Origin of the sequence: Bacillus alkalisoli, assembly GCF_002797415.1 — a bacterium.
Lineage (GTDB): Bacteria > Bacillota > Bacilli > Bacillales > Bacillaceae_I > Bacillus_CD > Bacillus_CD alkalisoli.
Genome location: NZ_KZ454944.1, coordinates 41,773 through 63,353, shown reverse-complemented (window position 1 = coordinate 63,353; position 21,581 = coordinate 41,773). Strand labels below are relative to the sequence as shown.

Annotated in this window: 26 protein-coding genes; 24 read left to right on the top strand and 2 right to left on the bottom strand. The window is 35.2% G+C overall.

Going from position 1 to position 21,581, the window contains the following annotated elements; all coding sequences use genetic code 11:
- Positions 1-360 precede the first annotated feature (360 nt).
- Complete coding sequence (locus CDZ89_RS00365; protein ID WP_096156117.1) at positions 361-576, bottom strand: hypothetical protein; 216 nt, start codon at positions 574-576, stop codon at positions 361-363.
- Positions 577-952: 376 nt separating this feature from the next.
- Between CDZ89_RS00365 and CDZ89_RS20395 the strand changes: the two genes are divergently transcribed.
- The 12 genes from CDZ89_RS20395 (at position 953) to rsmI (ending at position 9,406) form a co-directional block, all read left to right on the top strand.
- A complete protein-coding gene (locus CDZ89_RS20395) occupies positions 953-1,156 on the top strand; it encodes a DUF5316 family protein (RefSeq protein WP_096156115.1) in 204 nt (67 codons plus the stop codon).
- 382 nt (positions 1,157-1,538) lie between these two features.
- The gene (locus CDZ89_RS20390) at positions 1,539-1,730 is read left to right on the top strand and encodes a DUF6954 family protein (protein ID WP_096156114.1); all 192 of its coding nucleotides are present in this window, start codon (positions 1,539-1,541) and stop codon (positions 1,728-1,730) included.
- Positions 1,731-1,995: 265 nt separating this feature from the next.
- Positions 1,996-2,196, top strand: coding sequence for a sigma factor G inhibitor Gin (locus tag CDZ89_RS00350; protein WP_096156112.1), 201 nt, complete (start codon positions 1,996-1,998; stop codon positions 2,194-2,196).
- 220 nt (positions 2,197-2,416) lie between these two features.
- Positions 2,417-3,886, top strand: a complete 1,470-nt coding sequence (locus tag CDZ89_RS00345) for an aminotransferase class I/II-fold pyridoxal phosphate-dependent enzyme (protein WP_100332960.1) — start codon at positions 2,417-2,419, stop codon at positions 3,884-3,886.
- Positions 3,883-4,539, top strand: coding sequence for a dTMP kinase (gene tmk, locus CDZ89_RS00340; protein ID WP_100332959.1), 657 nt, complete (start codon positions 3,883-3,885; stop codon positions 4,537-4,539). Before CDZ89_RS00345 ends, tmk begins: the two co-directional genes overlap by 4 nt.
- Before the next feature lie 33 nt (positions 4,540-4,572).
- Entirely contained in the window at positions 4,573-4,902 is a 330-nt protein-coding gene (locus tag CDZ89_RS00335; RefSeq protein WP_096156107.1) for a cyclic-di-AMP receptor, read from the top strand.
- A gap of 51 nt (positions 4,903-4,953) precedes the next feature.
- On the top strand, positions 4,954-5,394 hold the full coding sequence (locus tag CDZ89_RS00330) for a YaaR family protein (RefSeq protein WP_096156105.1): 441 nt from the start codon (positions 4,954-4,956) through the stop codon (positions 5,392-5,394).
- Between the two features lie 13 nt (positions 5,395-5,407).
- Entirely contained in the window at positions 5,408-6,400 is a 993-nt protein-coding gene (gene holB / locus CDZ89_RS00325; RefSeq protein ID WP_096156103.1) for a DNA polymerase III subunit delta', read from the top strand.
- A gap of 4 nt (positions 6,401-6,404) precedes the next feature.
- Positions 6,405-7,232, top strand: coding sequence for a PSP1 domain-containing protein (locus tag CDZ89_RS00320; RefSeq protein WP_100332958.1), 828 nt, complete (start codon positions 6,405-6,407; stop codon positions 7,230-7,232).
- Between the two features lie 14 nt (positions 7,233-7,246).
- Positions 7,247-7,612: a DNA replication initiation control protein YabA gene (yabA, locus tag CDZ89_RS00315; RefSeq protein ID WP_100332957.1), complete on the top strand. Its 366-nt coding sequence runs from the start codon at positions 7,247-7,249 to the stop codon at positions 7,610-7,612.
- Positions 7,613-7,744: 132 nt separating this feature from the next.
- Positions 7,745-8,491, top strand: coding sequence for a tRNA1(Val) (adenine(37)-N6)-methyltransferase (locus CDZ89_RS00310; RefSeq protein ID WP_096156099.1), 747 nt, complete (start codon positions 7,745-7,747; stop codon positions 8,489-8,491).
- A gap of 36 nt (positions 8,492-8,527) precedes the next feature.
- Positions 8,528-9,406 (top strand): 16S rRNA (cytidine(1402)-2'-O)-methyltransferase, encoded by an 879-nt coding sequence (rsmI, locus tag CDZ89_RS00305; protein ID WP_096156097.1) that lies wholly within the window; start codon positions 8,528-8,530, stop codon positions 9,404-9,406.
- Between the two features lie 64 nt (positions 9,407-9,470).
- On the opposite strand, the gene CDZ89_RS00300 is transcribed toward rsmI, so the two are convergent.
- Positions 9,471-9,749: an AbrB/MazE/SpoVT family DNA-binding domain-containing protein gene (locus CDZ89_RS00300; RefSeq protein WP_096156096.1), complete on the bottom strand. Its 279-nt coding sequence runs from the start codon at positions 9,747-9,749 to the stop codon at positions 9,471-9,473.
- 560 nt (positions 9,750-10,309) lie between these two features.
- On the opposite strand from CDZ89_RS00300, the gene metG reads away from it, so the two are divergent.
- The 12 genes from metG to spoVG all read left to right on the top strand — a co-directional run bounded on the left by metG (position 10,310) and on the right by spoVG (position 21,487).
- Positions 10,310-12,304, top strand: coding sequence for a methionine--tRNA ligase (metG, locus tag CDZ89_RS00295; RefSeq protein WP_100332956.1), 1,995 nt, complete (start codon positions 10,310-10,312; stop codon positions 12,302-12,304).
- A gap of 402 nt (positions 12,305-12,706) precedes the next feature.
- Positions 12,707-13,474: a TatD family hydrolase gene (locus CDZ89_RS00290; protein WP_096156091.1), complete on the top strand. Its 768-nt coding sequence runs from the start codon at positions 12,707-12,709 to the stop codon at positions 13,472-13,474.
- Positions 13,475-13,697: 223 nt separating this feature from the next.
- On the top strand, positions 13,698-14,897 hold the full coding sequence (locus CDZ89_RS00285) for a G5 and 3D domain-containing protein (RefSeq protein ID WP_096156089.1): 1,200 nt from the start codon (positions 13,698-13,700) through the stop codon (positions 14,895-14,897).
- Positions 14,898-15,049: 152 nt separating this feature from the next.
- On the top strand, positions 15,050-15,604 hold the full coding sequence (rnmV, locus tag CDZ89_RS00280) for a ribonuclease M5 (protein WP_096156088.1): 555 nt from the start codon (positions 15,050-15,052) through the stop codon (positions 15,602-15,604).
- Positions 15,605-16,495 carry a 16S rRNA (adenine(1518)-N(6)/adenine(1519)-N(6))-dimethyltransferase RsmA gene (rsmA, locus tag CDZ89_RS00275; RefSeq protein ID WP_096156086.1) on the top strand — a complete coding sequence of 297 codons (891 nt, stop codon included), beginning with the start codon at positions 15,605-15,607 and terminating at the stop codon, positions 16,493-16,495. It abuts the gene before it with no gap.
- A gap of 296 nt (positions 16,496-16,791) precedes the next feature.
- Entirely contained in the window at positions 16,792-17,691 is a 900-nt protein-coding gene (yabG, locus tag CDZ89_RS00270) for a sporulation peptidase YabG (protein ID WP_096156084.1), read from the top strand.
- A 369-nt stretch (positions 17,692-18,060) separates the two neighbouring features.
- Entirely contained in the window at positions 18,061-18,315 is a 255-nt protein-coding gene (gene veg / locus CDZ89_RS00265; protein ID WP_096156083.1) for a biofilm formation stimulator Veg, read from the top strand.
- A 148-nt stretch (positions 18,316-18,463) separates the two neighbouring features.
- A complete protein-coding gene (locus CDZ89_RS00260) occupies positions 18,464-18,649 on the top strand; it encodes a small, acid-soluble spore protein, alpha/beta type (RefSeq protein ID WP_096156081.1) in 186 nt (61 codons plus the stop codon).
- Positions 18,650-18,867: 218 nt separating this feature from the next.
- Positions 18,868-19,737 carry a 4-(cytidine 5'-diphospho)-2-C-methyl-D-erythritol kinase gene (gene ispE / locus CDZ89_RS00255; protein WP_096156079.1) on the top strand — a complete coding sequence of 290 codons (870 nt, stop codon included), beginning with the start codon at positions 18,868-18,870 and terminating at the stop codon, positions 19,735-19,737.
- Between the two features lie 56 nt (positions 19,738-19,793).
- Positions 19,794-20,624: a pur operon repressor gene (gene purR / locus CDZ89_RS00250; RefSeq protein ID WP_100332955.1), complete on the top strand. Its 831-nt coding sequence runs from the start codon at positions 19,794-19,796 to the stop codon at positions 20,622-20,624.
- Between the two features lie 68 nt (positions 20,625-20,692).
- On the top strand, positions 20,693-21,067 hold the full coding sequence (locus CDZ89_RS00245) for a RidA family protein (protein WP_096156076.1): 375 nt from the start codon (positions 20,693-20,695) through the stop codon (positions 21,065-21,067).
- Between the two features lie 129 nt (positions 21,068-21,196).
- A complete protein-coding gene (gene spoVG, locus CDZ89_RS00240) occupies positions 21,197-21,487 on the top strand; it encodes a septation regulator SpoVG (protein WP_096156075.1) in 291 nt (96 codons plus the stop codon).
- The last annotated feature ends 94 nt before the right edge of the window (positions 21,488-21,581 follow it).

Below are 21,581 nucleotides of genomic sequence, written 5' to 3'. Positions count from 1 at the left end.
GTATGAAAAGAACTTTTGCTTTCAAAAAGATAAAAAGTTTCGTTCATAAGCTGTATGAAAGGAACTTTTGCTCCTAAAAAGGTAAAAAGTGCGGTTCGCAAGTGGTATGAAAAGAACTTTTGCTCTAAAAAAGGTAAAAAGTCGGGTTCGTGAGTGGTATGAAAAGAACTTTTGCTTTCAAAAAGATAAAAAGTTTCGTTCATAAGCTGTATGAAAGGAACTTTTGCTCCTAAAAAGGCAAAAAGTGCGGTTCGTAAGTGGTATGAAAAGAACTTTTGCTCTAAAAAGTTAAATAGTACGGTTCATGGATGTAGAAAAATGTTTGGAAAGGAATCCTCAGCATTTTTAATTATAATTTTGTTAATTATATGTTTTACTTGCTACCATCGCTAAAAGTACAATTATACCTGTTAGTAAGATAGGTACTAAAAACATAAGGAGTGTATGCCATAAACTCTTCGAATTCTTCCACTCCTTCTCAAATGTAAAGAAACCACCTGTTATAAATAAATCCCAAAATAGTCCACTTTTATTTTTTTTACCTTCTGTAACTTTCTTATCGTCATCTTTTTTCATAATATAATTTCCTCCCGAATACTTCTATTCTACTTTTGACTTCGTTGGAAAATTAATTAACCCTTTATTTTTATATAATTTTTTCTAGTTCCCTTTATGAAAAGAAGTTCGCTTAGGTTGGAGGTGTAGCATAAAATCACAAAGGTGTAACATAAACAGAATGGGTGTAGCATAAATTCATTAGGGTTTTAGTACACATCAACTACTTCTCATTTAGCTCTCCTACTTTGATGACTTGTATAATTTTAAATCAGTTAGTAATTTAAACAAAAAGTAACGAATAATGAAGTAAATAATATTAATACATATTAGTAATATATCAGCAATCTAATTCGTATTATAGAAAAATGAATTAAATGTAAAGAGGAGATTTGCTATGTTCATATTCTTCCTATTTATAGGTGTAATAAGCTTTCTTATATCAAGTGTTTTTGCAGGCGCTTGGACTTCTGAACAACAAAAACAGAAATATTACACTGAAGCTGCAGAAAAAAGAAAGTTTAGGAATAAGATAGCTTTCATTTTTGGCACATTTGGAATAGTTTCATTTATTATGTGTGCAGTTTCTTTCTTCTTGTAATAGTAAGTTTATCGTGTAATATGGGGTAGCACATGCTGCCCTTTTTTTGCATGTGCATTTTATACATTACAAAAAATTCCTTCATTAATAAGAGTAATACAAGTTGAATGTTTGTAAAGGTAATACTTTACTTTCGTAAAGGCTGTGTTAAAGATAGCTGTTGATTTCCGTGCAAGGCTTCGCTTTCTGCGGGCAGTAAAAAAGAAGGTTATTTTCACACTGTCGTGAAAAAACCTACTCCTCGGCGCAAGCGCCTGTGGGGTCTCCCGTTCCCCGCTTCTCTCGCAGGAGTCTCAGCCTTGCACGGAAATCAGCAGGTATTAGTATTTAATTATCAACACTAAGCTATAACATAGCTTTAGTAAACGGAGGGAATTTCACAATGAAATTCCTTATTTATTTAATCTTTACTATGCTATTTAGTTTCGTAACTTTTTTCGGATTGGGTCCAGTATTAATGGCAGATGGATTGACAGGCGAGCGAATGCTTACGCTGTTAATAGTTATCTTTATATATGTAGTACTAACTTTTGTGTTTATAAAATGTAGAAATAAAATCAAGCACAAGAATTAACGGAGAAGGTACAAAAGTCGGTTATCGACTATTGTACCTTTTTTTCAATGGTAACGTTAATATTTTTTTAACTTAACCATCATTGTGTCGTTCTCTCCTACAATCAGTTAGTTTACATAAATTATATATTTTTTCACTTCAAGACAAACACAGACTAGTAGGAGTTACATACACTAAGAATAAGACTTTTGACGAGAAGATGAAAATTTAAAATATTGTATACAAATTCAAATGTCAGGGCAAAATAGTGGATGGAGGTGGGGAAATGAAGTCAACCGTTCATTCATCAGTTGGGGAGATATGTATTGTCTGTGAGATTGAAAAACAGAGAGGGATTCATCTCTATACAGAGTTTATTTGCACAGACTGTGAGAAAGATATGATTAATACAAATACAGATGACCCAAAATATCATTATTACTTAAAGCAATTAAAGAAAATAACTATACCTAGAATATATTCGTAGAATGAGAGAATAACTATTGCCTTCGGCTCATAGAGGGTAGTTATTCTCTTTTTCTATTGAAAATTACATGATAATTCATTTAGACAGTAGGGTATTAGTTGTTATAACTTCTGGCACAACCGTCTTTATCTATGCCTGCCCTTTTGTTCTTTCATCTCTTGTTGAGGATTGGTAATATAGAGAAAGATATATACTATGTGTAAATAAGAAGGAAGAAAAAATGAGATCATTAAATCAGAAGGAAATACCTTTATATACAACATTATTAAACCACTTTTCGAAAAGTCCAATATCCGGTCATGTCCCAGGGCATAAATATGGGTCAAATCTTCCAAACAATAAGGAAATACGACACAGTTTTAGTGAAATCCTAAAACTAGACGTGACAGAAATTACAGGCTTAGACGATTTGCATGATCCAACAGGTGCCATTCAAGATGCACAAATATTGGCAGCGGAACTTTATAAGGCTGATGAAACATTTTTTTTAGTAAATGGGTCAACAGTAGGGAATTTAGCTATGATATTAGCTACATGCTCTTCTGGAGGCAAAGTATTAGTGCAACGTAATTGCCATAAATCTATCATGAACGGAATTGAGCTGGCTGGTGCCGATCCAATATTTTTATCACCGCAAGTCCATGAAGAGATTGGAGTACCTACTTCTATTAGTAAAGAACAAGTGAAGTTAGCTCTTCATCAATTCGAGGATGTTCAAGCAATAATCATTACGAATCCTAATTATTATGGAATATCCAGTTCCCTTGAAGCAATAATTCATTACGCACATAGCAAGAAAATACCTGTACTGGTTGATGAGGCTCACGGAGCACACTTCGTAGTAGGAGAACCTTTTCCAAAGTCTGCTTTATTGATGGAAGCAGATGTTGTTGTTCATTCCGCTCATAAAACATTGCCTGCGCTGACGATGGGGTCCTATTTACATGTGAAAAGTAATTTAGTAGATAAAGAAAAAGTAGCATATTATTTAAGGATGTTACAATCAAGTAGCCCTTCCTACCCGATAATGGCTTCTTTAGACATTGCAAGGTATTATTTAGCCAGTTTTTCAGAACAAGATATTAAAAATGTTAATCAGAATATAGAAAGATTAGTCTTGGAACTAGATACGATAGAGGAAATCGAAGTAGTTGGAAACGGAAAAAATAAAGACCCATTAAAGTTAATTTTACGATCTACAACCGGATTAAGTGGTTACGAACTTCAACAAAAATTAGAAGAGCAGAATGTTTTCGTCGAATTAGCAGACCCATTAAATGTACTTTTTATTTTGCCATTGAGTCATGATTATTCATTTCATGATATGATAAGTAGAATAAGAAAAGCAGTTCATAACAGCGCAATAAAACCAAATAATTTGAGGATAACAACTGAAATTTTGTTTCCTATGAATATAAATAAATTAACTCTAAATTTTTTAGAGCAAAATGTATATGAAGTAGAAGAAATACAAATAGACAAAGCAGTTGGTAAGATATCCGCAGAAACAATTGTACCATATCCACCTGGGATTCCAGTTTTAATAAAAGGAGAACGTATTTCACAAGAGGTAGTGGAATATATAGGGGGTTTGGCGGCTCTAGGAGCTCGTTTTCAAGGTGCGGATTTTACAAAAAAGAATACTATCCAAATTTTTAAGGTAGATACAGAAAAGGAGTTACAACATTGAGAGGTTTATTTATAACATTTGAAGGTCCTGAAGGGGCTGGGAAAACGACGGTAATTCAACAACTAGCTAAAGAGTTAAAAGACGAGGGAATAGATTTTGTCTTAACGCGAGAACCAGGAGGAATCCAAATAGCTGAACAAATCAGGTCAGTCATATTAGATTGTAATAATACGATGATGGACGCAAGAACAGAAGCACTACTGTATGCGGCAGCCAGAAGACAACATTTAGTGGAGAGAGTTATACCTGCGTTAGAATCGGGAAGTATCGTTCTTTGTGACCGTTTTATTGATAGTTCATTGGCTTACCAAGGCTATGCAAGACAAATCGGTGTGGAAGAAATCTTATCTATAAATGAGTTTGCAACCGAAAAGAGAATGCCTGACTTAACGGTGTATTTTGATATTGCTCCAGAAGAAGGACTTAAACGAATTACAGCGAATAATAAACGAGAAATTAACCGATTAGATCAAGAGGCGATTGATTTTCATCATCGTGTAAGAGAAGGTTATTTAAAGGTATTTGATCGTTTTCAAGATCGCTTTGTAAAGGTAAATGCAGAACGTGAACTAAAGGTTGTCTATAATGATGTAAAGCAGCAAGTACTATCGTTTATTGAGACAAATGTTTCCAATAGCGAAACAATGAAGTAATTATAAAAAAATGGTAAAATGGAGGAGAGGACAATGAAGTTAATTATGGCAGTTATTCAAGATAAAGATAGTAATCGATTATTGAATGCTTTAGTGGAGAATAATTTCAGAGCAACAAAGCTTGCTAGTACAGGTGGATTCTTAAAATCTGGTAATACAACATTCATGATTGGTACAGAGGATGTTCGTGTACCTAAAGCGTTAGAAATAATTAAAGAAAATTGCCAGCAAAGAGAACAACTAGTTGCTCCAGTATCACCGATGGGTGGTAATGCTGATTCATATGTTCCATATCCTGTAGAAGTAGAAGTAGGTGGAGCTACCGTATTTGTTCTACCAGTAGAAGGATTTCATCAATTTTAATAAGAATTAAACCAAATAACCTTATTAAAATGAAAGAAAGGGTAATCAAGGATGAAGATTACATCAGATATTCGCGCAAATTTAGAGAAAGCTCGTATGGATCAGGCAAATACAAAAAACTCAAAAGCTATATTTGGTGATATGGTTCAAAAACATTCCTCCAAATTACAATCACAGCAGTTACAGACTCTCCTAAAAGATATTGATGTTGCTGGAGAAAGGTTAGTAAACTCGAGAACCTTTAAAGATATCGCGAAGTATAAAACGCTAGTAAAGCGTTTTATGGAAGAGGCTGTTGAGTTTGGAATGGAACTAAATCAATCTCATCACTGGACGTATGATGGTCAATCACGCCATTTACAACTCGTTAAAGAAGTAGATGAATCTTTAATTAGTTTAACGGAAGATGTTATGAACAAAGAAAAAAGCAGGCTGGATATTTTAGGGAGTATAGGAGAAATAAAAGGTCTACTTATTAACTTATATACGTAGTAAGGAAGTGTGTGTGTTGAATAGTTGGTTAGAACTGGCAACGCTTCAACCGACAGTCTCAAAGATTGTAACGAATAGTTTAAATAGAAACAGAATTGCCCATGCTTATTTATTAGATGGAATGAAAGGAACTGGCAAAAAGGAAACTAGTCTTTTGTTTGCAAAGAGCTTATTATGTAAAAATAGACAGAGCGTTGAACCTTGCCAAACGTGTTCCAATTGTAAGAGAATTAGTTCAGGGAATCATCCAGATGTTCACTTAGTAGAGCCTGATGGCAATTCGATTAAAAAGCAACAAATTCAACAACTTCAAGAAGAGTTTTCTAAAACAGGACTAGAATCTAATAAAAAGATATATATCATTAATCATGCTGATAAAATGACAACGAATGCTGCAAATAGTCTTTTGAAGTTTTTAGAAGAACCAAGTAAAGGAACGTTTGCCTTTTTATTAACAGAAAATGTGTACCATATATTAGATACAATTGTTTCAAGGTGTCAACCACTTTCCTTCCAAACTTTAACACCTACCAGATTAATAGAAACATTACAAAACGAAGGACACTCAAGAGCTTTATCGCTATCTGTTTCTCAACTTACGAATAATGTCGAAGAAGCTCGAGAATTTTGTCAAAATGATTGGTTTGCAGAAGCGAGAGTTTTAGTGATAAAATTATATGAACTGTTACATGTAAGACCTCAACAAGTTCTATTATTTATTCAAGAAAAGTGGATGCCTCATTTCCAGGAAAGACAACAGTTAGAAATAGGCTTAGACTTATTATTATTTATATATAAAGACATGCTTTACGCACAATTAAATAAACAGGAAGAGCTCCTATTTATTGACGAAGTTACGTTGATTGAGAAATATGCTCTTCAAACAACACAACTTCGATTAATGGAGCATCTATCCTTTATACTACAGAGCAAGTCAAGGTTATCGTCTAACATGAATGCTCACTTGTTAATGGAGCAGTTAGTCCTACACTTGCAGGAGGGATAATAGTTTGTATGATGTAGTTGGAGTTCGCTTTAAAAAAGCGGGAAAAATATATTATTTCGACCCAAATGGGCTTGATATACAAGAAAATGAATTTGTTATTGTCGAAACTGTAAGAGGGATAGAGTTTGGGAAAGCGGTACTTGCACAGAAGCAAGTAGATGAGAACGATGTCGTTTTACCACTTAAGAAAGTAATCCGTATTGCAGATACGAAAGATAAATTGATTGTAGAAGAAAATAAAAAAGCGGCCGAAGAAGCTTTTTATACTTGTACACAAAAAGTAGAAGAACATTCTATTGAAATGAAGCTAGTCGATGTGGAGTATACGTTTGATCGTAACAAAGTAATCTTTTATTTCACAGCTGATGGGCGTGTCGACTTTAGAGAGCTAGTAAAAGACTTAGCTGCTATCTTTAGAACACGAATTGAATTAAGACAAATTGGTGTAAGAGACGAAGCGAAGCTTTTAGGTGGAATTGGACCTTGTGGAAGAATGTTATGTTGTTCAACGTTTTTAGGGGACTTTGAGCCAGTATCAATAAAAATGGCGAAAGATCAAAACTTATCTTTAAACCCTTCTAAAATCTCTGGACTTTGCGGACGTCTCATGTGTTGTTTAAAATACGAAAATGATGAATATGAGTCTGCAAAAGAACAACTTCCTGACTTAGAAGAAATTATTGAAACACCAAACGGTCGAGGGCGTGTAGTAGGCTTAAATATTTTAGAACGTGTTTTACAAGTACAGTTGTTAGAAATAGAAAAAGTAGTAGAATTTACACTAGAAGAGCTAGTTCAAGATGGAGCCGTTTCGATACAAGCCACAGATTAATGAGGTGGGGTTCATTGGATAAGAAACAAATATTCGACTCTGTAACGATTATGGAAGAGCAAATAGGTCATTTATACAAACAGTTAGGTGAACTAAAAGAGCAATTAGCTCTTTTAATAGAAGAAAATCATAATTTAAATGTAGAAAATGGCCATTTGCGCAACAGATTAGATGGACAAGTTTCAGAGAAGAAAAAAGGTAATAAGAAAAAATTAAAAGATGAGAAAGACATAGCAGAAAAACAAGCAGATATTGGAGAAGGATACGACAACTTAGCACGCTTATATCAAGAAGGCTTCCATATTTGCAACCTTCATTTTGGTAGTCCGCGAAAAGAAGGCGATTGTTTATTCTGCTTGTCCTTCTTAAATAAGAAATGAAAAGTCGCCATATGAAACAAAATGGCGACTTTTTTACGTAAAAGAATATGATGGGCTAACGAGCAATAGAAAGTCAACTAGAGTATAATAAACGTAATCAAAGCTACATTAGAACGAAAGGACATTAAAATAATGGTTAAGTTATACGATGATGAGCGTCTAGATTATCTACTTGCAGAAGATTTACGAATTATTCAAAGCCCATCTGTTTTCTCTTTCTCATTAGATGCAGTATTATTAGCCCACTTTGCATATGTACCTATTCAAAAAGGCAAAATAATCGATTTATGTACAGGAAACGGTATCGTTCCTTTACTACTTAGTAAAAAAACAAATACCAATATTCAAGGCGTAGAAATTCAAGAAAGACTTCATGATATGGCGATAAGAAGTTTTGCCTATAATAAACTTGAACATAAATTACAATGTATTCACGGTGATATTAAAGATATGCCAACTATGTTAGGTCATGGAGAATTTGATGCTTTAACATGTAACCCTCCATATTTCCCTACGACACATATAACGAAACGAAATGAAAATGAACATTATGCTATTGCTAGGCATGAAATACATTGTACGTTAGACGATGTAATTAGGGTAAGTAGTCAATTGCTGCGCCAAGGTGGAAAAGCAGCATTTGTACACCGTCCAAATAGGCTGCTTGATATTGTAACGACTATGAGACAATATCGATTAGAGCCAAAAAGAATGCAATTAATCTATCCGAAAAAAGGCAAGGAAGCAAATACGTTATTAATAGAAGGAATAAAAGATGGACAACCTGATTTAAAAATATTATCCCCTCTTTACGTGTATGGTGAAGATGGAGAGTACACAGAAGAAACAAAAAAGATATTGTTTGGAGATAAGGCATAAACAACACAATATATTGAAAAGGAGGAATCTTTAACGATGGATTTATGGTTACAGAAAAGTTTTGCAGAAGATTACTCTTTTGGAAGATTGTACTTAGTGGCGACACCAATTGGTAACTTAGAAGATATTACGTTTCGCGCTTTACGCATTTTAAAAGAAGTGGATATGATAGCAGCAGAAGATACTAGACAGACAAAAAAACTTTGCAATTACTTTGAGATAAATACCCCCCTCTTTAGTTATCATGAACATAATAAAGAGCAAAGTGGTTGGAAGGTAATTGAATTATTAAGAGATGGAAAAGATGTTGCACTCGTTAGTGATGCAGGAATGCCTTGTATATCTGATCCTGGCTTTGAATTAGTAAGGATGGCATTAGATGAACATTTATATGTTATTCCTATTCCAGGAGCAAATGCAGCACTTTCTGCTTTAATACCTTCTGGATTAGTTCCACAGCCTTTCTACTTTTTTGGATTTTTAAATCGCTCCAAAAAAGAAAAAAAGAAAGAATTAGAGATGTTGAAAAAGATAAAAGATACATTTATTTTATACGAATCTCCGCATCGCTTAAAAGAAACGTTAGCTGTCATGGTTGAAGTATTAGGTGAACGTCAAATTGTAATGAGTAGAGAACTAACGAAGAAATTTGAAGAATTTATGAGAGGTTCCATTACACAAGTGCTATCTTATATAGAAGAAAACGGTGTAAAAGGAGAATGTTGCATTGTAGTAGAAGGTAGTGGCGTAGAAGAAGTAGAGGATGAGGTTTCTTGGTGGACCGATTTATCTGTAGAAGATCACGTTCAACATTATGTAGAGCAAGGACATTCTTCTAAAGATGCTATTAAGGAAGTTTCTAAAGAGAGAAACTTACCTAAACGAGAAGTGTATCAAGCATTTCATATCCATTAATTTTATCATGACGTAAATGAAAAGCGACTACTGTAATAGTAGTCGCTTTTAATATGGGTATATATTATTTTACAAGGTTAGATTGAATCTCAGCCATGATCTTTTCTGCGCCTTCACGACTTAAGATAATTTTTCCTTCTGCTAAAGTTAAGTTAGCATCAGAAACTTCACCAGTCACTTGGCAAGTCATGTTTGGCTTATATTTCTTTAAGATGATTTTCTCTTCGTCCACATAAATTTCTAAAGCATCTTTTTCTGCAATTCCTAAAGTTCTGCGTAACTCGATTGGAATAACTACACGACCTAATTCATCAACTTTACGTACAATACCTGTAGATTTCATTATTTGTTCTCCTCCTAGAATATCTATATATGTTATTTCTATCTTTTTCAGTCGTCAATATTCGACAAAATCACTGTGATTTCATCATATCAGCATTTACAAAATTCGTCAACTTTTTTAATTGATAAAAATTGTATTTTTATAAAAAAATGTTAAATGGAATTAATGTAAACCTAATGATATCAATGATTTACATTTATTGCGAGGTGGATAATTGGTTTTAATATTGGGATAATATTACTTTAAATTTCTGATTTTTTTAATAATTTTCATTTATTTTCGACAAGAAACGACAAGGTTATTATTAAATTTGTCGAATGGATATCTACTAAAAGATACATGTTTTAAATTTTGTAATAATGAAGGTTTTATGAATCAGAAACGCGCATTCCTTCCGCTTTTCTAATTAGTAAGAAACAATGTATAATAAAGGTGGAATTTAGGTTATGATGTTGCTATGATAAATGGATATTTTATTGTGAAAAACACATAAATCCTTATTGGAAATGAGAAATAGAAGGAATACGTTAAAACTATTCGTTTAAAAGGAGGTAATTTTGATGGTAGAAAATAAAAAAACATATTATATTACAACACCAATCTATTATCCAAGTGATAAATTACATATTGGCCATGCGTACACAACGGTAGCTGGAGATGCAATGGCGCGTTATAAAAGAATGCGTGGTTTTGACGTTATGTATTTAACAGGTACAGATGAACATGGTCAAAAGATACAACGTAAAGCAGAGGAGAAAGGGATTACTCCTCAAGAATACGTAGATGAAATTGTTGCTGGAATAAAAGAACTATGGGGCAAGATGGATATTTCCTATGACGATTTTATACGTACAACTGAACCTAGACATAAAGAAATTGTCGAAAAGATTTTTGCACGCTTAGTAGAGCAGGGTGATATATACCTAGATGAGTATGAAGGTTGGTACTCTGTACCAGATGAAACGTATTATCGTGAGCACCAGTTGGTAGACCCGATTATGGAAAATGGCAAGGTTGTAGGGGGGAAAAGTCCAGACAGTGGACACCCAGTTGAATTAGTAAGAGAACAATCCTACTTTTTCAGAATGGGTAAGTATGTAGACAGACTATTAAAGTTTTATGAGGACAATCCAGAATTTATCCAACCAGAGTCTCGAAAAAATGAGATGATTAATAATTTCATTAAACCAGGACTAGAAGACTTAGCGGTTTCCCGTACTTCTTTTGACTGGGGAGTTAAAGTACCTAATGATCCGAAACACGTTGTATATGTTTGGATTGACGCTTTATCTAACTACATTACAGCATTAGGCTACGGTACAGACAATGATGAAAACTACTTAAAATATTGGCCGGCGGATGTTCATTTAGTTGGGAAAGAGATTGTTCGATTCCATACTATTTATTGGCCGATTATGTTAATGGCATTAGACTTACCGTTACCTAAAAAGGTTTTTGCTCATGGTTGGTTATTGATGAAGGACGGGAAAATGTCCAAATCTAAAGGGAATGTTGTGGATCCTGTAACGTTAATTGATCGTTATGGATTAGATGCGCTTCGTTATTACTTATTACGCGAAGTACCATTTGGTTCTGATGGTGTATTTACTCCGGAAGGGTTCGTCGACAGAGTAAACTTCGATTTAGCAAATGACCTTGGAAATTTATTAAATAGAACAGTTGCGATGATAGATAAATACTTTGATGGAACAGTGCCAGCATATAGCGGGTCTGTAACAGAGTTTGATGCAACTTTAAGTAATTTAGCTAAAGAAACGGTAGAGAGATATGAAGAAGCGATGGAAAAAATGGAATTTTCTGTGGCTCTAACTTCTATTTGGCAATTAGTAAGCCGAACCAATAAGTATATTGATGAAACACAACCGTGGGTGTTAGCGAAAGATGAAGCAAAAAAGAATGAATTAGCATCTGTAATGGTTCATTTAGCGGAATCACTTCGTCAAATAGGTGTTTTACTAAAACCATTTTTAACACAAGCACCAAAGCACATCTTCGACCAACTTGGTGTTAAAGAAGAAGCATTAACAAACTGGGAAAGCTTGCAGCAATTTGGCCTTATTCCTGCAGGTGCACAGATTACAAAATCTTCCCCAATCTTCCCACGATTGGATGTGGCGGAAGAAGTAGAATACATTAAAACGGCAATGGCCCCTTCACAACCTAAAGTGGAAGAAGTAAGTGACGTTTCTCCTGTTGAAAAACCAGAAACAGAAGAAATAACAATCGACGACTTCATGAAAGTTGATTTACGCGTCGCTCAAGTTTTACACGCAGAACCAGTGAAAAAGGCTAACAAGCTGTTAAAGTTACAATTAGATTTAGGTTATGAAAAAAGGCAAGTAGTTTCTGGTATTGCCCAATTCTACAAGCCAGAAGAACTTATAGGTAAGAAAGTCATCTGTGTAACAAACTTAAAGCCAGTAACATTACGTGGAGAACTTTCTGAAGGAATGATTCTAGCAGGATCCCATGATGGAAAACTTGCCTTAGTGTCGGTTGCAGAAGGCTTGCCAAATGGAGCAAAAGTAAAATAAGTGAGAGAGTTTCATAATGTACAATTACTATACGAAAAACGAACAGTAATTATGAAATTGATTCAAGCTATAAAAAATGAAAAGGTGTTTCACGTGTAAAAGCGGGATACACCTTTTCTTTTAAATGTATCGGATTGACTTTTGTATTGGGTAACTGCCATGCTGTTGTATTATTAGCCATAATAAAAAGATAGTTAATAATATTAACTGCCATGATGGTTGATTTCAGTTGCAGGTGTGAGACTCCTGCGGGAAAGCGCGTCAAGGGAGACCCCACAGGCGCAAAGCGCCGAGGAGGCTTCCGCGACCGCCCGCGGAAATCGAACACCTGCAACTGAAATCAACAATTAGTACCCTATTCAAAACAACAAGATAAACAAATAATTAAGGAGTGCTTTCTATATGTTATTTGATACACATGCACATTTAAATGCGTTGCAATATGAAGAAGACTTACAAGAAGTAATTCAACGAGCACAAGAAGAAAAAGTAACAAACATCGTAGTAGTTGGCTTCGACCGAGAAACAATTGAAAAAGCAATGGAACTAACAAATAAATATGACTTTATTTATGCAGCAATAGGGTGGCATCCAGTTGATGCAATTGACTTAACTGATGAACACTTGCATTGGATTGAAGAATTGGCATCACATCCTAAAGTAGTGGCAATTGGCGAAACTGGATTAGACTATTATTGGGACAAGTCTCCAAAAGAAGTACAAAAAGAAGCATTCCGAAAGCAAATTCATTTAGCGAAAAAAGTAAAATTGCCAATCATTATTCATAATCGTGATGCGACAGCAGATGTGGTGGAAATTTTGAAACAAGAAAAGGCAGAAGAAGTTGGAGGAATTATGCATTGCTTCACAGGTAGTGCAGAAGTAGCCCAACAATGTATGGAAATGAACTTTTACATATCATTTGGTGGACCCATTACATTTAAAAATGCAAAAAAACCAAAAGAAGTTGCAATGGAAATACCGTTAGATCGCATTTTAATTGAAACCGACTGTCCATACTTAACTCCCCATCCATTCCGTGGAAAGCGTAATGAACCTAGCTATGTAAAGTATGTAGCAGAACAAATTGCAGAACTTAAAGAGTTAAGTTATGAAGAAGTTGCAAAAGTAACAACTGACAATGCAAAAAGATTATTCGGGATAAAGTGACAAAGAATTTGTAACATTTACTAAAAACATGTCCTATTAGAATCAAATATTTAATAGTTCTACAAGTCTCTTTCTCCACATAGGATAAACTGTCGATAAGTTAGCCTTTACACTTTTCAAAAAATTCTGCATAATAGGCAATACGGTTGACTAAAATGCAAAAGGTTGACAAGTCGAAAAACACTCTATATAATTCCAACGAGGAGAAGGAGGCGTTTTTTACATGTTTCAATACATGAAAAAACTGTTTTCCGGTTCTATGGGAAAAAAGAAACTAGCAGTAATAATTACTAGTTTCATAGTCTTCCCAACCATACTAGGCTTCGGTATCTTTCACGGTACAAAAGCCTCAATAACAGTAAATGCAAACGGTGAAGTAGTAACACTTAACACGCATGCGAAAACCGTTGCAGATGTTTTAAATGATTTAGATATTACTGTTCGATCTGAGGATTATTTATTTCCCGCTAGCGATACAGAGATTAATGACGCTATGGAAATAGTATGGGAACCAGCCAAGCAAGTTCAACTTGTCATCAACGAGAAAGAACACATGGTGTGGACTACGGCGAAAACAGTCAAAGACTTACTTAACGAACAAAGCATTCATTTATCTGAACACGATAAAATTGAACCAGGACTTGATACAACTATTGCAGAGAATTTAACTATTTCTTTACTTGAGGCATTCCAATTAACGCTAGTTATTGGAGGAGAAGAAAAGGAAGTTTGGTCAACTTCGACTACGGTCGCTGACTTTTTAGAAATGCATGAGGTCACACTAAACAAACTTGACCGAGTTGAGCCAGGATTAGAAGAATTGGTTACAGATAGTACACTTGTAGAAGTAATACGAGTTGAAAAGGTCACCGATGTAGTGGAAGAACCTACTGATTTTAGTGTAGTAACAAGGAATGATGGTCAGTTAAATAGAGGTACAGAAAAAATTGTTCAACAAGGGTCACAAGGATTAATAGCTAAACATTATGAAGTTATAATTGAAAATGGCAAAGAAGTTTCCAGAGAGCTTATTAAAACGGAAACGATGAAAGAAAGTTTGGACCGCATTGTAGCTGTTGGTACAAAAGCGCCACAGCCACCACAACAAGTTTCGCGTAGCAATGCTACAACAGCCAAAGAATTTTATGTAAGTTCTACTGCCTACACGGCTAACTGTAACGGTTGCTCAGGAATTACGGCTACTGGCATTAACTTAAGAGCTAATCCAGATGCAAAAGTTATTGCTGTTGATCCGAATGTTATCCCTCTAGGTACAAGAGTTTATGTGGAAGGTTATGGATATGCAATTGCTGGTGATACGGGTGGAGCAATAGTTGGTAATAAAATTGATGTATTCTTCCCAGATAAATCAACTGCATTTCGATGGGGAAGAAAGCGTGTTAAAATCAAAATTCTTAATTAATACTTAAGCAGGGGTAAATGGCCTCTGCTTTTTTCTTTTTTGATTTAGACCGCAATATGTATTTGACTCGATTATAAGGTATAATAAAAATATTAGATTCAACTGATTAGACGTAAGAGGCGATATAAAGTTTCACTCTTTTGGAGGATAAAATGAAAATTAAAGAAATAATTGTAGTCGAAGGTAAAGACGATACAGTTGCTATCAAAAGAGCAGTAGATGCAGACACAATTGAAACAGGTGGTTCTGCTATAAACGATGATGTATTAACGCAAATTAAGCTTGCCCAGGATACAAGAGGTGTCATTGTCTTTACCGACCCTGACTTCCCTGGACATAAAATAAGAAATACAATTTCCGAGCATATACCTGGTTGTAAACATGCATTTATTTCTAAAGATAAAGCAAAACCGAAACGAGGTAAAGGTCTTGGGGTGGAGCATGCTTCTATCGAAGATATTAGAGAAGCTCTAACAGGATTACATCAAGAGTATGAACAGCCAACAGGTGAAATAACTACCGATGTGTTATTAGGGTACCAGCTTATTGGTCATACTACTTCTAAAAAGAAACGGGAAAAGCTTGGGGAAATATTAAAGTTTGGCTACACGAACGGAAAGCAATTGCAAAAGCGATTGCAAATGTATCATATATCTCTGGAGCAGTTGAGTGATGCAGTTGCTGAGATGAATTCGGAGGAACAATAAATGCAAAATGAACTAAAAGATATAGCTACCCCTATACGAACGAAGCAAATACTAGAAAAACATGGGTTTTCTTTTAAAAAGAGCCTTGGGCAAAACTTCTTAATAGATACCAATATATTGAGAAATATTGTAGAGTTTGCAGGGGTAACGGAAGGTACAGCAGCAATTGAAGTCGGTCCCGGTATTGGAGCGCTAACAGAGCAAGTTGCCAAACGTGCAGGGAAAGTTGTAGCCTTTGAAATTGACCAACGACTATTACCGATCTTAGAAGAAACATTAGCACCTTATGAAAATGTGCAAGTTATTCATCAAGATATATTAAAAGCGGATGTAAAAACAGTATTAGAACGTGAATTTGCTGATTTTAACGAAATTAAAGTAGTAGCTAATTTACCTTATTACGTGACCACACCGATTATAATGAAGTTATTAACGGAGCAGTTACCATTAACGAACATTACTGTAATGTTACAAAAAGAGGTAGCAGACCGAATGGCAGCAAAGCCAGGAACGAAAAATTATGGTTCATTATCGATTGCTGTACAATATTATACAAAAGCAGAAACCGTCATGATTGTTCCAAGAACTGTTTTTGTTCCACAACCAAACGTAGATTCGGCAGTGATTCGCCTAACTGTTCGTACAAGTCCAGCAGTTCTAGTGAAAGACGAGGACTTCTTCTTTGAAGTAGTACGTGCTAGCTTCGCGCAAAGAAGAAAAACGATACTTAATAATTTAACGAGCAACCTACCTTCTGGAAAAGAGAAGAAGGCAAATGTGGAACAAGCGCTCTCAGAAGCCAATATAGATCCGAAACGACGCGGAGAGACTTTATCTATCGAAGAGTTTGGATTGCTTAGTGACAAACTTTATAACGTAATTAAAAACTAAAAGGGAGGAACTTCTCTTTTAGTTTTTTTATTTGGCTGTGTTAATGGTTAGTGTTGATTTTTGATATCTATCTAGCAGTTGATTTCCGCGCAAGTCCCCCGCGGAAAACGGAGACTTGCGCGGAAATCAACAGCGGTCTTTAACAGAGTCTTTTATTTAAGGATTAACTTCCTCACATCATTCATTGTTGCTCTAACACATTCTCCTCCTCACCAATGTAATTGTTTTTGCATAATCTACTTTAGGGAAATAGATTGGGTGGATGTATACGTTACCCCTTGTTGGAGGGAAGAGCAATGAGAATATCAATAGGAGATGTTGTTGCACGAAAAAAATATAATTTTGACTTGTTATTTAGGGTGATCGATATTCAGCAACGAGAAAATGACTATCCACTAGTTCTTTTATACGGAGAAGATGTACGATTAATGGCAGATGCATCATACGACGATTTAGTAATCGTTACAGAAGAGAAACAAAAAGAAAGAAAGAAAAAGGAAGACTCTAAAATGCAAAGGTCACTTCACCTTTTTCGTCAAGATTACGCATTAATTCGTGAAAAGAGCGAATATGAAGCGACAGGGGGATATGAGACGAATCAAGATTACTTTCAGCTACCCGGAAAAGTGCTTCATATAGACGGCGATCCTTTATATTTACAAAAGTGTTTAGACTTATATGAAAAACTAGGAGTTCCTGTTTATGGTGTACATTGCCATGAAAAAGAAATGTCGACGAAAGTAGGACCGCTAATTGAGCGCTATCAACCAAACATATTAGTTATTACTGGACATGATGCGTATTCAAAATCAAAAGGAAAAGTATCTGACATTACAGCTTACCGTCATTCCAGACACTTTGTGCAAACGGTTAGGGAAGCAAGAAGGGTTGAACCTAACTTAGACGAATTAGTTATTTTTGCAGGGGCGTGTCAGTCGCATTTTGAGTCATTAATACGCGCTGGTGCTAATTTTGCAAGTTCACCATCAAGAGTAAACATACACGCGTTAGATCCAGTATATATCGTTGCTAGAATATGCTTTACCTCGTTTATGGAGAGAGTGAATGTTTGGGATGTTTTAAGAAATACGCTAACGGGAGACAAAGGCTTAGGCGGGATTGATACAAGAGGATTATTACGAACTGGAATGCCTTACAGACCATATACAGAAGACCAAGATGAGGATGACTCTTAATGAATACATTAGGAGTCTTTTTAAATTAGGTTGTATGAAAGAATATTGTTATTACTCACTCATCTACCTTTTTTAACAGAGCCAAAATTTAAAACAAATTTTTGATTGGTAGTTCTTCCAAATTATTCTCGTACGTAAAAAAACACAACACATAAAAACCGCTAAAAAGCGCGTAAGAATAAAATAAAACGGTTTAATTTTAATTAATTTACATATATTTTACAGATTAGCGCAAAGTAATTGTAGACAAATGGTGATAATTGTTGAAGAAATTATATTGACGACACGAAAATTCGTTGTTATAATTTTAAGTTTTGCTTGTGAATTTTATCTGGTTGTGTTATACTCATAATAGTGAGGTGGAGTGAAATGGGAAAAACCTTAAATGATATTAAAAATTCGTTAGACGGCAATCTGGGTAAAAGATTGACCCTTCGTGCAAATGGAGGCCGTAGGAAAACCATTGAACGCGTCGGTATTTTAGCAGAAACATACCCTGCTGTATTTGTAATAGAACTAGATCAAGATGAGAATTCGTTTGAACGTGTGTCCTACAGCTATGCAGATGTCCTCACAGAGACGGTACAACTTACATTCTTCGAAGAACAAGGGAGTATGGCATAATCGAGCAGTGGACAATAGTTTACTGCTTTTTACTTTTCCTTAAATTACATATATTAACATATATTAAACAGGAACAACTATCTAATACTAATATTGCCGCTATTACATTAATAGCGGCAATAGCTATTCATAAAGGAGTTGGATTTTTATGGCGAGAAAACGTCGAGGTATCATGTCTTATCAACTCAAAGAAGAATTAGCTAAAGAACTAGGATTTTATGATGTTGTCCAAAAAGAAGGCTGGGGAGCTATCCGTGCTAAAGACGCTGGTAACATGGTGAAATTAGCAATTGAAATAGCCGAAAAACAGTTAGCAACGAAAAATAATCAATAATTATTTAAAGTCGAAGCGGAATTTTACGCTTCGACTTTTTTTATGGCAATATAGTGCATTAGCTTTTTCATCAGTTGGTAACAATAAATAAAAAAGGAAACGAATTTAACCATTTTCTACAATTTTTCAGATTCGTACAAAAATACAAAGATATTTATCAGCAAGAATATGGTACAATACATAAATAAATTGGAGACGACTAAAGTAGGTGAACAATAGTGAGAGTATTAGAAAAAGCACCAGCGAAAATTAATTTATCGCTAGACGTGCTACATAAAAGACCAGATGGCTATCACGAAGTAGAAATGGTCATGACAACGATTGACTTAGCTGACCGAGTAGAATTAACTTCTAGAAAAGATGGAGTGATTCATATCGTGTCTCACAATCGTTTTGTACCAGACGACAACCGCAACTTGGCATATCAAGCTGCACAGCTATTAAAGGATAAATTTTCTATCACAGATGGTGTATCCATTTCTATCACTAAAACAATTCCTGTTGCAGCAGGCTTAGCAGGAGGAAGTAGTGATGCAGCAGCTACGCTAAGGGGACTAAATAGGTTGTGGAAACTAGGTCTTTCTTTAGATGACTTAGCGGAGATTGGCGCACAAATAGGTTCAGATGTTTCCTTTTGTGTATATGGTGGAACAGCTTTAGCAACTGGACGCGGGGAAATAATTAAGCCGATACCAGCTCCACCGCATTGCTGGGTCGTTTTGGCAAAACCTACTATCGGTGTATCAACTTCAGAAATATATGGCAATCTAGACGTTGAAAAGGTTGAGCACCCAGATGTTGCTGGGATGGTACAAGCCATTCAAAATGAAGATTATGACCAAGTGACAAGTTTGTTAGGCAATGCGTTAGAAACTGTTACATTAAAGTTATATCCAGAAGTAGCTAATATTAAAGATCAAATGAAGAAATTCGGAGCCGATGCCGTGTTAATGAGTGGAAGTGGACCTACCGTGTTTGGTTTAGTTCAACATGACTCTAGGATGCACCGAATTTATAATGGTTTAAGAGGATTTTGTGATCAAGTTTTTGCAGTTAGATTGATGGGGGAACAGAATAAGCTTGATTAAATCCGTATGATAATGTTATATTTTATTAAAACATTCGGATTTTAGGAGGAAGAACGATGAAATTACGTCGGAGTGGACGTCTCGTTGATATGACTCATTATTTATTGCAACACCCTCAAGTACTTGTTCCACTATCTTTGTTCGCTGATAGATATGGATCCGCAAAGTCGTCTATAAGTGAAGACCTTGGCATAGTTAAACAGACGTTTGAAGCGCAAGGTGTCGGTACACTTGTAACGATCCCTGGAGCTGCAGGAGGGGTGAAATTTATCCCTTCTGTTTCAAAAGAAGAGGCAGCAGAGGTTGTCAATAGCTTATGTGAGGCCATTGCAAAACCAGAGAGGCTTTTACCTGGTGGTTATTTGTACATGACAGACATATTAGGGAATCCTCGCCTGTTGAATAAAATTGGGAAAGTCTTTGCTACGGCTTTTAACGATAAAAAGGTTGACGTCATTATGACAATGGCAACGAAAGGAATTCCACTTGCTCATGCAGTAGCAAGCTTTTTAGATGTACCGGTAGTTATTGTTAGAAGAGATAGTAGAGTGACAGAAGGTTCCACTGTAAGCATTAACTATGTTTCCGGATCTTCTAAACGAATTCAAACGATGGTGCTTGCAAAAAGAAGTTTAGAAACAGGTGCCAACGTGTTAATTATTGATGACTTTATGAAAGCTGGAGGCACAGTAAACGGCATGGTAAACCTGCTTGGTGAGTTTCAAGCGAATTTGGCAGGAATCGGAGTACTGGTAGAATCGGAAAATATGGAAGAAAAATTAATTCGTGACTACATTTCCCTTGTTCAACTTGATAACGTGAATGCACTAGAAAAAAGCATTGAAGTAAAGCCAGGGAATTTATTAACATACTTAAATCAAAAATAAAGATGAGACAGTAATCTATCTATGGGATTACTGTTTTGTACATAAAAATCCTATACGAGGTGTTCACATTGAAAATTATTAATACAAAACTTGCACCAGAGGCAATTGGACCATATTCACAAGGTATTGTTGTAAATAACTTGTTTTACAGTTCAGGACAAATACCTTTAAAAGCGAATGGAGAATTAGTAACGGGAGATGTTCAAGAACAAACACATCAAGTCTTTGTAAATTTAAAAGCAGTATTAGAGAGTGCTGGAGCATCGCTAGAAACAGTCGTGAAGGCAACTGTATTTATTAAGGATATGAATGACTTTGCATCCATTAACGAAGTTTACGGAGAGTATTTTAGTAAGCATAAACCTGCACGTTCATGTGTGGAAGTTGCTAGATTACCAAAAGACGTACTTGTAGAAATTGAAGTAATTGCATTAGTAAAATAGGTAAAAAAATAAAAATCACCATAAAGTCCTAAATTTTCTAAAAATTTTTTAGAAATAAGAAGGATATTTTCATTTTTCCGAGAATTTATACTATTAAGTTTTTGTATAAGGGAAAAGGTGGTGAACATAATGGAAGTAACTGACGTAAGATTACGCCGCGTTAATACCGATGGTCGTATGAGAGCGATCGCATCTATTACACTTGATCATGAATTTGTTGTTCATGATATTCGAGTAATTGATGGTAATAATGGATTATTTGTAGCGATGCCAAGTAAACGCACTCCTGATGGAGAGTTCCGTGATATCGCTCACCCAATTAACTCTGGTACTCGTGGGAAAATTCAAGATGCGGTGTTAGCTGAATATCACCGAGTTGGCGAGTTAGAAGTTGAATTCGAAGAGGCTGGTGCTTCATAATCAATAAAACAAGCTGTTAGCGACTTGCTAGCAGTTTTTTTATGTTTAAATTTCCTCCATTACTGACTCCTTGCATATATTCAAATCAGTACAC